10 protein-coding genes are annotated in these 12,045 nt (G+C 71.6%); 4 read left to right on the plus strand and 6 right to left on the minus strand.

What is annotated here, in order from left to right; genetic code table 11:
- The 3 genes from BN12_RS23775 to BN12_RS09860 all read left to right on the plus strand — a co-directional run.
- Window positions 1-1,256, plus strand: a 1,256-nt coding sequence (locus BN12_RS23775) for an ATP-binding cassette domain-containing protein (RefSeq protein ID WP_157635696.1), incomplete at its 5' end; no start/stop codon positions are given.
- The gene (locus BN12_RS09855) at window positions 1,253-2,164 is read left to right on the plus strand and encodes an ECF transporter S component (RefSeq protein ID WP_235432362.1); all 912 of its coding nucleotides are present in this window, start codon (window positions 1,253-1,255) and stop codon (window positions 2,162-2,164) included. The genes BN12_RS23775 and BN12_RS09855, both read left to right, overlap by 4 nt.
- Before the next feature lie 280 nt (window positions 2,165-2,444).
- The gene (locus tag BN12_RS09860; protein WP_048552068.1) at window positions 2,445-2,984 is read left to right on the plus strand and encodes an NUDIX hydrolase family protein; all 540 of its coding nucleotides are present in this window, start codon (window positions 2,445-2,447) and stop codon (window positions 2,982-2,984) included.
- A gap of 120 nt (window positions 2,985-3,104) precedes the next feature.
- On the opposite strand, the gene BN12_RS09865 is transcribed toward BN12_RS09860, so the two are convergent.
- The gene (locus BN12_RS09865; protein WP_048552070.1) at window positions 3,105-3,854 is read right to left on the minus strand and encodes a lysophospholipid acyltransferase family protein; all 750 of its coding nucleotides are present in this window, start codon (window positions 3,852-3,854) and stop codon (window positions 3,105-3,107) included.
- Between the two features lie 90 nt (window positions 3,855-3,944).
- Between BN12_RS09865 and valS the strand changes: the two genes are divergently transcribed.
- Window positions 3,945-6,614, plus strand: a complete 2,670-nt coding sequence (gene valS / locus BN12_RS09870; protein WP_048552073.1) for a valine--tRNA ligase — start codon at window positions 3,945-3,947, stop codon at window positions 6,612-6,614.
- Between the two features lie 360 nt (window positions 6,615-6,974).
- On the opposite strand, the gene BN12_RS09875 is transcribed toward valS, so the two are convergent.
- The 5 genes from BN12_RS09875 to BN12_RS09895 form a co-directional block, all read right to left on the minus strand.
- Window positions 6,975-7,568 (minus strand): hypothetical protein, encoded by a 594-nt coding sequence (locus BN12_RS09875; protein ID WP_083454978.1) that lies wholly within the window; start codon window positions 7,566-7,568, stop codon window positions 6,975-6,977.
- A gap of 110 nt (window positions 7,569-7,678) precedes the next feature.
- Window positions 7,679-8,962 (minus strand): ATP-dependent Clp protease ATP-binding subunit ClpX, encoded by a 1,284-nt coding sequence (gene clpX / locus BN12_RS09880; RefSeq protein WP_048552076.1) that lies wholly within the window; start codon window positions 8,960-8,962, stop codon window positions 7,679-7,681.
- 156 nt (window positions 8,963-9,118) lie between these two features.
- Window positions 9,119-9,769, minus strand: coding sequence for an ATP-dependent Clp protease proteolytic subunit (locus BN12_RS09885; protein ID WP_048552078.1), 651 nt, complete (start codon window positions 9,767-9,769; stop codon window positions 9,119-9,121).
- A gap of 38 nt (window positions 9,770-9,807) precedes the next feature.
- Window positions 9,808-10,440, minus strand: a complete 633-nt coding sequence (locus BN12_RS09890) for an ATP-dependent Clp protease proteolytic subunit (protein WP_048552080.1) — start codon at window positions 10,438-10,440, stop codon at window positions 9,808-9,810.
- A gap of 168 nt (window positions 10,441-10,608) precedes the next feature.
- Window positions 10,609-11,880, minus strand: coding sequence for an MFS transporter (locus tag BN12_RS09895; protein ID WP_048552081.1), 1,272 nt, complete (start codon window positions 11,878-11,880; stop codon window positions 10,609-10,611).
- Between the last annotated feature and the right edge of the window lie 165 nt (window positions 11,881-12,045).

Here is a 12,045-nt window from a genome sequence, read left to right on the forward strand (position 1 = left end):
ATCGGGGCCCCAGCGCCACCCCCACCCCCCCCCCCCAACCCACCCCTGGCGATCTGCCACCCAATCGGGGCCTCAGCGCCACCCCCTCCCCCTCGCGTTACCGGCTCGGCGAGCTGGGTCCGGTCTCGCTCACCGCGCGCGACATCGTCGTGCGGCACGGGGACGTCGCCGCCGTCGTCGGGGTCGACCTCGCCCTGCGCGCCGGAGAGATCGTCGCCCTCATGGGCCGCAACGGGGCCGGCAAGTCGAGTTTGCTGTGGGCGATCCAGGGCTCCGGGACCCGCACCTCGGGCATCGTGACGGTCGCCACCACACCCGTCGCCGGCGCGGCATCGAGCGACACCCCGTCGCTGACCACGGACCCACTGACCACGGCGCCCGTCGCCGGCGCGGCGTCGAGCGACACCTCGTCGCTGACCACGGACCCGGCGACCGCGGTGCCGGCGGCGGACTCACCTGCGCGCTGGGGTCGGGGTATGCGCCACCGGAGCCGCCGTCGCGTTCCCGAGACGATGCCCGGCGGAGTGGACCCGGCCCGGGTCCGGCCCGGGGAGCGGCGGCGGCTCGTCGGGCTCGTGCCGCAGACCGCGACCGACCTCCTCTACCTCGACACGGTCGCGGCGGAGTGTGCCCAGGCCGACGCCGAGAGCGGTCGTCCCTCGGGCACCTGCGCGGCGAGTCTCGAACGGCTGGCCCCCCGCATCCCGCCGGAGCGGCACCCCCGCGACCTGTCCGAGGGCCAGCGCCTCGCGCTCGTCCTCGCGATCCAGCTGACCGCGGACCCACCCGTCCTCCTTCTCGACGAGCCGACCCGAGGCCTCGACTACACGGCGAAGGCGGCACTCACCGCGAACCTGCGCGCCCTCGCCGACTCCGGGCACTCGGTGCTCCTCGCGACCCACGACGTCGAGTTCGTCGCCGCGACCGCCGACCGCGTCGTCGTCATGGCCGAGGGGGAGATCGTCGCCGACGGGCCCACCGCCTCGGTCGTCGCCGGCTCGCCGGCGTTCGCGCCGCAGGTCGCCAAGATCCTCAGCCCGCAACCCTGGTTGACCGTGGACCAGGTGCGATCTGCCCTCTCCGCCCCTTCCACCGGACAAGCCGTACCCGTAGACCCGGCCGCACGCACCGAACCGGCCACTCCCACCGAGCATGCCGTCCCCACCGAAGCGGCCAGACGCACCGAACCGGGCGCCCCAGCCGAGCATGCCGTCCCCGCCGAGGGGGCCGCACCCCCCGACGAGGCGACGTCATGACCGCGGGCGAGGACACGGCATACCGAATGCGGGACCCGCGGCACTCGGGCGAACGGCACCGTGCACGACGGCCCCGACGACTCCACGCCATTCCCCTCGGGCCGCGCTCCTGGGCCGCCCTCGGCATCGCGACGGTCGGGGGGCTCGTCGCCTTCCTCTGGCCGCTGTTCGCCGACCCCGGCTCGGGGCTCGGTCACGACGGGGACGCGCCGCTCGTCTTCGCCCTCCTCCTGCCGATGCTGCTCGCCGTCGTCCTTGCCCAGGTGTCCGAGGGTGGGCTCGACGTCAAGGCGGTCGCCATGCTCGGCGTCCTGTCCGCGGTCGGCGCAGCCCTGCGGCCGCTCGGCGCGGGGACGGCGGGCCTGGAGACGGTGTTCTTCCTCCTCGTCCTCGCCGGGCGGGTGTTCGGGCCGGGGTTCGGGTTCGTCCTCGGGGCGACGACGCTCGTCGGGTCGGCCCTCATCACCGGCGGTGTCGGCCCCTGGCTGCCCTTCCAGATGCTCGGGGCCGCGTGGGTCGGTCTCGGTGCCGGCCTTCTTCCGCCCGCCCGAGGGCGCGCCGAGGTGTGGCTGCTCGCCGGCTACGGCTCGCTGGCGGGGCTCGCCTACGGCATGCTCCTCAACTTCTCGTTCTGGCCCTTCGCGACGGGCGACGCGAGCGAGCTGTCCTTCGTCCCCGGGGCTCCCGTCCTCGACAACCTCCACCGGTTCGTCGTCTTCTCCGTCGCCACCTCCCTCGGCTGGGATATCGGGCGGGCACTCACCAACGGCGTGCTCATCCTCCTCACGGGCCACGCCGTGCTCGGGGCTCTGCGGCGGGCGAGCCGGCGCGCCGCGTTCGACGCCCCGGTCGACTTCGCGCCGCCTGAGGCCGGCGAGGACGCCGCCGAACCGGTTACTGGCCCGTAGGTGGGGTGATCGCCCCACCTACGGGCCAGTAGGTAGGTCGATGGGTGGGCCGGTAGGTGGGTCGGCATCCGTGACAGGTGTCCGCTACCTGGAGGAGCCGACACTCCCACTCGACCAGGACTGGCCCGGAGGGGTACGGCCACGCCGTCGGCGGAGGGGTACGGCCAGGCCGTCGGCCGGAGGGGTAGGGCCACGCCGTCGGAGCCGGCAGGGCAGGAGGTTTCCCGGGTGGCCGGGCGGGGTCGGGAGGGGCGATACGGCGTTTGGCAGGATGACCGGCATGAGCTCGCTCGAGGTGGACCCGACCGGTGCGTGGCTGAGCAGGGAGGACCTGGACAGCGCTCGGGAGCGGCTGCCGATTCTCTACGTCCACGCCGTGCCCGTCCGGGTCGACCACGCGGGATCGGTCACCGAGGTGGGTGTCCTGCTCCGGGCGAGCGCCGACGGCACGATCAACCGGGAGCTGGTCGCGGGCCGGGTCCTCTACCACGAGCGGCTTCGCGACGCCCTGCTCCGCCACCTCGAGAAGGACCTCGGGCCGATGGCCCTGCCGCGGATTCCGGCGAGCCCCATTCCGTTCACCGTCGCCGAGCACTTCCCCACCCCGGGCGTCACCCCGTACCACGACCCGCGGCAGCACGCCGTCTCCCTCGCATACATTGTCCCCGTCGCCGGCGACTGCGCGCCCCAGCAGGATGCGCTCGACCTGGCCTGGCTGCGGCCCATGGAGGCGCTCGATACGAACCTCCTGCTCGAGATGACCGGCGGCCACGGGGTGCTGCTGCGCCAGGCGCTCGCCCACCTCGGCCACGCAGTCTGAGCAAACCGTCCTGGGATCCCGCCCGTCCTGGGACCTCACCCGACAAAGAGGCACCCTGTGGGGGGATCGTTGTCGGGTCAGGTGCACGGTTGTCGTGGAACCCGATAAAGGTCCGGGAGGTCAGGTGCTGGAGGCGTCCGGGCGGGTCGTGCGCGTCTCCAGGGCCAGCGCCTCCTCGGGAGTCGGCGCCGTGCCGCCGAGCCGGGCGGGCAGGTAGACCAGCTCGTCGCCCGTCAGCTCGGGGTACCGCGACTGCTGCTCGTGCAGCTGGGCCGTCATGGCGGCCCGGAGCTCGGCGTTGGCCTTCTCCGCGGCGGCCGAGCCCTTGCCGACGGCGATGGGTGTCCCGGTCGTGACGAAGATCGGTATGCCGGTGCGCCCCAGCCGCTTCGGACGCCCCTTGGTCCACACCCGCTGCGACCCCCAGATCGTCATGGGCAGCACGGGGACCCCGGCGACCTGCGCCATCCGGACCGTCCCGGACTTGAACTCCTTCAGCTCGAAGCTCATCGAGATCGTCGCCTCCGGGAAGACACCGACGACCTCGCCCGCCTTGAGCGCCTCGATGGCGGCCCGGAACGACGCCGCGCCCGCCTCCCTGTCGACCGGGATGTGCCGCATACCGCGCATGAGGGGCCCGGCGACCGGGTTGCTCCAGATCGACTCCTTGGCCATGAAGCGGACGTAGCGCCCCGACGAGCGAGCCGCGAGACCGGCATACGTGAAATCCATGTATCCCGTGTGGTTGATGGCGAGCACGGCCCCACCGGTGCGGGGGATGTTCTCCGTCCCGCGGATGTCGAACCTGAGGCCCTCGGCGAAGAAGAGGGCGCGGCCGATGCCGACGACGGGCCGGTACACGGGATCCATGGCGTCAGCGTACTGAGCGCGAAGCACACCGTCCGGGAGCACGCGATACCCGTTTCCGAACCCCCCGGCAGGTCTGGGAAACTACTCCGCATGACCATCGCCGAACCCACGCGCGCCACCGCCATCCCGGAGCGACCCTCCATCGACGGGCTGGAGGACAAGTGGGCGCCGGTATGGGAGGAGCAGGGGGTCTTCGCGTTCGACCGGTCGATCCTCGACGAGCGGGGCCGGGAGGGCGTGTATGCCATCGACACCCCTCCCCCCACGGCGAGCGGCTCGCTCCACGTGGGTCACGTGTTCTCCTACACGCACACCGACCTCGTCGCGCGGTACAAGCGGATGGCGGGGTACGAGGTCTTCTTCCCCATCGGCTGGGACGACAACGGCCTCCCGACCGAGCGCCGGGTCCAGAACTACTACGGGGTGCGCGGCGACGCGAGCCTGCCCTACGACCCCGACTTCACGCCGCCCCGGGAGGGCGGCGAGGGGAAGTCGGTCAAGGCGGCGGACCAGGTCCCGGTCAGCCGGCAGAACTTCATCGAGCTGTGCGACATCCTCACGGTCAAGGACGAGGAGACCTTCGAGGACCTGTGGCGCCGGCTCGGCATGTCCTACGACTGGTCCCTCTCCTACCGCACGATCGACGACCACTCCCGCGCGACGGCGCAGCAGATGTTCCTGCGCAACCTCGCGAAGGGGGAGGCGTATGCCGCGGACGCCCCGGGGCTCTGGGACGTCACCTTCCAGACGGCGGTGGCCCAGGCCGAGCTCGAGGCCCGCGACTACCCCGGCCACTACCACCGCGTCGCCTTCCACCGCACCGACGCCGATGCGCCGGTCTTCATCGAGACGACCCGGCCCGAGCTGCTGCCCGCGTGCGTGGCACTCATCGCGCACCCCGACGACGAGCGGTACCAGGGGCTCTTCGGCAAGACCGTCCGCTCCCCCCTCTTCCAGGTCGAGCTTCCGGTCCTGGCCCACCCCGACGCCGAGATGGACAAGGGCGCCGGCATCGCGATGTGCTGCACGTTCGGCGACCTCACCGACGTGACGTGGTGGCGCGAGCTGCGCCTGCCGACCCGGTCGATCGTCACCCGCACCGGGCGGCTCCTCGGCGAGGCGCCCGCCTGGATCACCCACGAGGCGGGCATCGCGGCATACGAGGGGCTCGCCGGCAGGACGACGTTCTCCGCCCGGGCGGCCGTCGTCGACCTGCTCCGGGAGTCCGGCGACCTCGTCGGCGAGCCGACGCCGACGCAGCGCAAGGCGAACTTCTACGAGAACGGCGAGAAGCCGTTGGAGATCGTCACCTCCCGCCAGTGGTACATCCGCAACGGCGGCCGGGACGCCGACCTCAACGCCGCCCTCATCGAGCGGGGCCGCGAGATCGCCTTCCACCCCTCGTTCATGCGCGCCCGCTACGAGAACTGGGTGGGCGGCCTCAACGGCGACTGGCTCATCAGCCGGCAGCGGTTCTTCGGCGTCGCCATCCCCGTCTGGTATGCCGTGGGCGCCGACGGCGAGCCCGACCGGGACGCGCTCATCCTGCCCCGCGAGGACCAGCTGCCGGTCGACCCCGCCGCCCAGCCCGCGCCCGGGTATGACGAGTCCCAGCGGGGCGTCCCCGGAGGGTTCGTCGGCGACACCGACATCATGGACACCTGGGCCACCTCGTCGCTCACGCCGCAGATCGCCCTCGACTGGCGCGGTGGTGAGGGCGACGCCGGCTCGCTGTGGTCGCAGATCTTCCCCATGGACCTGCGCGCCCAGGCCCAGGACATCATCCGGACCTGGCTCTTCTCGACGGTCGTGCGGTCGCACTTCGCCGAGAACACCGTGCCCTGGCACCACGCCGCCATCTCCGGCTGGATCCTCGACCCGGACCGCAAGAAGATGGGCAAGTCGAAGGGCAACGCCGAGACGCCCGAGGGCATGGTCAAGGAGTACGGCGCCGACGGCGTCCGCTACTGGGCGGCCTCGGCGAAGCTCGGCACCGACGCGGCGTTCGACATCGGCCAGATGAAGGTCGGCCGGCGGCTGGCCATCAAGGTCCTCAACGCCTCCAAGTTCGCTCTCTCCTTCGGCGAGGAGCCGGCCGGGGTGTCCGGTGGAGCCGGCGGGAGCGCGGCGCTGCGCCGGGCGGTGACGGTCGACGTCGACCGATCGATGCTGACCGCCCTCGCCGATGTCGTCGGCAAGGCGACGGCGGCCTTCGACGCCTACGACCACGCGCGCGCGCTCGAGGTCACCGAGGCGTTCTTCTGGACCTTCTGCGACGACTACCTCGAGCTCGTCAAGGACCGCGCCTACGGTGGCCAGGGCGAGGCGGCCGCGCAGTCCGCGCGAGCCGCGCTGCGGATCGCGCTCGAGGTGCTGCTGCGGCTCCTCGCGCCGTTCCTGCCGTATGCCACGGAGGAGGTCTGGTCCTGGTTCCACGACGGCTCGGTGCACCGGGCGTCGTGGCCGGTGCCCGCCGAGGCCGACGTGCCGGCCGGTTCGGTCTCCCCGGCCGTGCTCGCCGGGCTCGGCGGCGCGCTCGCCGGGATCCGCAAGGCCAAGTCGGAGGCCAAGACCGGCATGCGGGCCGAGATCGCGCGGGTCACCATCGCGGCCGACCCTGCGGCGGTCTCCGGCATTCGGGCGGGCGAGGCCGACCTGCGGGCGGCCGGACGCGTGACGGGCGACATCGACTTCGCCGACGCCGCGACGCTCGAGGTCCGGGACGCCGTCGTCGTCCCCGTGGAGCGCACCCCCCGCTGACCGACCCGAACCCGTCGGGTGGTCCTGTCGGCCCCCTCGCAGCCCCGGGCCCCACGTGTCGAGTGGGCGTGTCCACCGCGTGTCGAGTGGGCGTGTCCACCGCGTGTCGAGTGGGCGTGTCCACCGCGTGTCGAGTGGGCGTGTCGCACTCGCGTCGCATACCGAGCCACCTACTGAACGGTAGGTGTGGTGATCGCCCCACCTACCGTTCAGTAGCCGGTCCAGTAGCTGGCTCAGGTGTCGGCCGACACCGGGCAGCCACGGCGGCCAACGGCCGACACGGCCACTCGACGGGGGGCAGGCCACGGCGGCCAGGGGTCGGCACGCCCACTCGAGAGGATGGAGTGGGGAAATTCCGGGTCAGGCGGGTGCCGGGGAGCCGTTCGGGACGGGCGAGGGGGCCGAGGCCCGCCGCAGGCCGGTCGGCTCGACGATGATCCACGGGATGTTCCAGCCGCCGAGCCGCAGCCGCCGAGCCATCATGTCGTCGCGGCGCAGCACCTGCACCCGGCCGCTCGCCGGCTCGTAGACGTCGAGCACGCGGTCGCCGGAGCCGGGCAGGACGAGGACGACATGTCGGGGCAGCCACTCGTTGCCGACGTAGAGGAGCGCCGGCTCGCCCTCGGCGACGACGTCGACGAGCCGGTCGTACCGGCGCCCCAGCGCCGGGGTCGGGTCCTGCCGGACCGGGACGATGGCATACCGGGTGCCCCGCAGGGACGCGCCGTGCTCGAGCTCGCGCTGGGCCCCCCACGGCGGTGTCCCCAGGCTGTGCGGCCACGGCAGGTTCAGCGCCCTCGGCGGGAGGGAGAGTGCGTTGGTGCGGGCCATGACGACCCGCTCGTATGCCGCGAACCGCGCCTCCGTCGTCGCCTCGCCGAGGCCGGCCGGTGTCCCCGGGAGAACGGGTGATCCCGTCCGGACCCACGAGGCGAACAGGGGGTCGACGAGCATGCGAGCGACGGTGAGGCACGCGGAGCCGCACGTGACGGGGCTCTGCTGGGTCGGCCCGGAGTCCCCGGCAGCCAACCGGTACGGCGCGGCCATCGACGGGGACGGGGTGGTCAGGCGGAGCGCTTGCGAGCCCGCTTGGGCTGGGCGCCCTCGTCGCGCCGGACGATGGTGGGCAGGACGTTCTTCTCGACGACGTCACGGGTCACGACGACCCGGGCGATGTCGTCCTCGCTCGGCACGTCGAACATGACGGGCATGAGGACCTCCTCCATGATCGCCCGCAGGCCACGGGCGCCCGTACCGCGCGAGAGGGCCTGCTCGGCGACCGCCTCGACCGCGTCCTCGGTGAAGACGAGCTCGACGCCGTCGATGTCGAACATCTTGACGTACTGCTTGACGAGGGCGTTGCGCGGCTCGGTGAGGATCCGGACGAGGGCTTCGACGTCGAGGGGGCTCACCGTCGTGATGACCGGCAGCCGGCCGATGAACTCGGGGATGAGCCCGAACTTCATGAGGTCCTCGGGCATCACCTCGTGGATCGACTCGGCGAGGTCCTTCGGGGTGTGCAGCTCGGAGCCGAAGCCGAGGCCCTTCTTGCCGTTGCGCGACTCGATGAGCTTCTCGAGCCCGGCGAACGCCCCGCCGACGATGAACAGGACGTTCGTCGTGTCGATCTGGATGAACTCCTGGTGCGGGTGCTTGCGTCCGCCCTGGGGGGGAACCGACGCGGTCGTGCCCTCGAGGATCTTCAGGAGGGCCTGCTGGACGCCCTCACCGGACACGTCGCGGGTGATCGAGGGGTTCTCCGACTTGCGGGCGATCTTGTCGACCTCGTCGATGTAGATGATCCCCGTCTCGGCCTTCTTCACATCGTAGTCGGCGGCCTGGATGAGCTTGAGGAGGATGTTCTCGACGTCCTCGCCGACATAGCCCGCCTCGGTGAGCGCCGTCGCGTCGGCGATGGCGAAGGGGACGTTGAGCATCCGGGCGAGGGTCTGGGCGAGATAGGTCTTGCCGCAGCCGGTCGGGCCGATGAGCAGGATGTTGGACTTGGCGATGTCGACGTGGTCGGCGTCCTTGCGGGCCGTCGTCGCCTCGCCGGCCTGGATCCGCTTGTAGTGGTTGTAGACGGCGACGGCGAGGGCCCGCTTGGCGACGTCCTGGCCGATGACGTACTGCTCGAGGAAGTCGAAGATCTCCCGGGGCTTGGGGAGCTCGGCGAGGTCGAGGTCGGAGGACTCGGCGAGCTCCTCCTCGATGATCTCGTTGCACAGGTCGATGCACTCGTCGCAGATGTACACGCCCGGGCCGGCGATGAGCTTCTTGACCTGCTTCTGCGACTTGCCGCAGAAGGAGCACTTCAGCAGGTCGCCGCCATCTCCGAGACGTGCCACGAACCGATCCCTTCCGTTCGGGGACGCCCGTCGTCCCGGCTGCTCTGCAGACGCTACCTGCCGGGACGGCGCCCGACTCCCATTGAAACGGCCCGGGCGCGTCACTGTCGCCCTTGTCCGCTATCAGCGGACAGCGCGTGCCGCACCGGGCAGGGCTCAGCTCTCCGCGGACGCCTTGCGGGAGAGCAGGACCTCGTCGATCAGGCCGTACTCCTTGGCCTGCGCCGCGGACAGGACCTTGTCGCGCTCGATGTCCTTGCGGACCTCGTCCTGGTCGCGTCCGGAGTGCGCGGCGATCGTCTCCTCGAGCCATTCCCGCATCCGGATGATCTCGTTCGCCGTGATCTCCAGGTCGGAGGCGGTGCCACCGGTGCCCTCGATGGCGGGCTGGTGGATGAGCACCCGGGAGTTGGGCAGGGCATACCGCTTGCCCTTCGCGCCTGCGCCGAGCAGGACCGCAGCCGCCGACGCCGCCTGACCGACGACGAAGGTCTGCACGTCGGGCCGGATGTACTGCATCGTGTCGTAGATCGCGGTCATCGCCGTGAACGATCCGCCGGGGCTGTTGATGTACATGAGGATGTCCCGGTCGGGATCCTGGGACTCCAGGACGATGAGCTGGGCGATGACGTCGTCGGCCGAGGCGTCGTCCACCTGGACGCCGAGGAAGATGATGCGGTCCTCGAACAGCTTGGTGTAGGGGTCGAGCCGCTTCATGCCGTAGGAGGTCCGCTCCTCGAACTGCGGCAGGATGTAGCGACTCGAGGGGGCCGGGACGTGGAGGCGGCCGGTGATCTCAGGGTTCATGTCGTATGCCTTCTCGAAGGTCGTCGTGGTCGGCCCGGTCAGCTCTCGGTCACCGGGTTGTCGGCCCGGGAGCCGGGAGTCTGCGTCGCCTTGGTGATCACGTGGTCGACGAAGCCGTACTCCTTGGCCTCCTCGGCGGTGAACCAGCGGTCGCGGTCGGAGTCCTTCTCGATCTGCTCCAGGCTCTGCCCGGTGTGCTGGGCGATGAGCTCGGCCATCTGCTTCTTGATGTGCAGCAGCTGCTCGGCCTGGATCTTGATGTCGGAGGCCGTGCCACCGATGCCACCGCTCGGCTGGTGCATCATGACGCGGGCGTGCGGCGTGGCATACCGCTTCCCCGGGGTGCCCGCCGACAGGAGGAACTGACCCATCGAGGCGGCCATGCCCATGGCGACGGTCGCGACGTCGTTGGGCACCCACTGCATCGTGTCGAAGATGGCCATGCCGGCCGTCACCGATCCGCCGGGGCTGTTGATGTAGAGCCAGATGTCGCTCTTGGGGTCCTCCGCCGCGAGCAGGAGCATCTGCGCGCAGATCGCGTTCGCGTTGTCGTCGCGCACGTCCGATCCCAGGAAGATGATCCGCTCCTTGAGGAGCCGGTTGTAGATGTGGTCGTCGAGGCCCAGCTGGTTACCGTTGCCGGCGGCCACGATGGGGTCGGTGCTGCTCACGGCGTCTCCTGCTCGTGTGGTCCGTTCTCCTGTCACGTGGACCCTAACGTCGGGCTCCGACCCGACAGTCCCCGGATCGCGTCCTGTTCGCCGTGAGCGCAAGCACCGGTATGCCGCGACGCCCCGCGATCGCGCGGGCCGGGTGACCGGGCCGCGCGCACGTGCCGCTCAGCGGTCGGAGGCCTGGGCCTCTCGGCCGCCCGTCGCGACATCCGGCTCCGCGTCCGGCCGGGTGCTCCGTGGGAGCGGGGCGACCGCGGGGACCACGAGGAGGGCCACGGCGATGAGGACGGTGACGGCGAGCAGCGCACGGAGGACCCCGAAGTGGTCGCCGAGGAAGCCGAGCAGGGGCGGGCCCGCGATGAACGCGGCATACCCGATCGTCGCGACGGTCGACATCCGCGCGGCGGCCCGCTTCGGGTCGTCGGCCGAGGCGCTCATCCCGACGGGGAAGCCGAGCGAGGCGCCGACGCCCCAGACGGCGGCACCGGCATACGCGAGCCACGCCGGGCCGAAGACGACCATGAGCGAGCCGACGACGGCGAGCACGAAGGTGGCCCGCACGACGGGTACCCGGCCGTGCCGGTCGAGGATCGAGGTGCCGACGATGCGCCCGACCGTCATCGCGGAGAGGAAGACGGCGAAGGCGAGGACGCCGGCCCAGGTCGGCAGGTCGTGGCCGTCGACGAAGGCGACGGAGAGCCAGTCGTTCGCGGTGCCCTCGGTGAACGCGGCGGCGAGGACGACGAGTCCGACGAGCAGGGTCCGCGGCTCCAGCCAGGCCGACCTCGGGCGCTCCCCGGAGGCGACCGACTCCGCGTCGGTGTCCGCCTCCTCGCTCTCCAGCTCGCGCGGCAGGAAGTCGCGCAGCTGCCAGACGCCGACGGCGAGGACGAGGACTGCGACGGCCACGAGGTGGAGGAGCACGCTGACGTGGCGCCATGACATGAGGGCGCCGACGAACGCGCTGGCCACCGTCCCCCCGCTGAACGACGCGTGGTAGAGCGGCATCGTCGTGCGTCCGAGGAGCCGCTCGACCGTCGCGCCCTCGAGGTTCATCGAGACGTCCCATATGCCGATGCCGCTGCCGACGACGAAGAGCCCGCCGGCCGCGACGAGCGGCACGCTCGCGACGCTCACGCCGATCCCGACGACGGTGAGACCGACGAGCGACATCGACAGCCCGATCCGGATCGTGGTGGCGACGCCCACCCGCCCGACGATCCGGCCGGCCGAGGGCAGGGCGATGAGCGACCCGGCCGAGGTCGCGAGGAGGACCGCACCGAGCTGCCCGGGCGTGAGGTGGAGGGCGTGCTTGGCGTCGGCGATACGCGAGGCCCAGGCCGCGAAGGCGATGCCGGCGAGCGCGAAGACGACGAGCACGGAGCGGTGGGCGGCCCGGAGGCGGGCCTCCGTCACGGGGGCGACGGTGGAGGTCATGGATGGTCTCTATCGGAGCGCTGATGGGTGGAACCGCGTCGAAACGGTTCGAGTCGAATCGTTTCGATAGTATGCCGTCCATGACCGGTTCCCGTCAATCCGCCGCCCGCGCCTCCGGCCGAGGCGCGGGCCCGGCGTCCCGTGCGGGCGGGGCCGAAGCGGCCG

It is taken from the genome of Nostocoides japonicum T1-X7 (genome assembly GCF_001046855.1).
Taxonomy (GTDB): Bacteria; Actinomycetota; Actinomycetes; order Actinomycetales; family Dermatophilaceae; genus Nostocoides; species Nostocoides japonicum.

Bases quoted from the DNA above. Each gene is read 5' to 3' on its own strand.
- BN12_RS09855 (WP_235432362.1), top strand. From the start codon at position 1,253: ATGACCGCGGGCGAGGACACGGCATACCGAATGCGGGACCCGCGGCAC.
- BN12_RS09860 (WP_048552068.1), top strand. From the start codon at position 2,445: ATGAGCTCGCTCGAGGTGGACCCGACCGGTGCGTGGCTGAGCAGGGAG.
- BN12_RS09865 (WP_048552070.1), bottom strand. From the start codon at position 3,854: ATGGATCCCGTGTACCGGCCCGTCGTCGGCATCGGCCGCGCCCTCTTC.
- valS (WP_048552073.1), top strand. From the start codon at position 3,945: ATGACCATCGCCGAACCCACGCGCGCCACCGCCATCCCGGAGCGACCC.
- BN12_RS09875 (WP_083454978.1), bottom strand. From the start codon at position 7,568: ATGCTCGTCGACCCCCTGTTCGCCTCGTGGGTCCGGACGGGATCACCC.
- BN12_RS09885 (WP_048552078.1), bottom strand. From the start codon at position 9,769: ATGAACCCTGAGATCACCGGCCGCCTCCACGTCCCGGCCCCCTCGAGT.
- BN12_RS09895 (WP_048552081.1), bottom strand. From the start codon at position 11,880: ATGACCTCCACCGTCGCCCCCGTGACGGAGGCCCGCCTCCGGGCCGCC.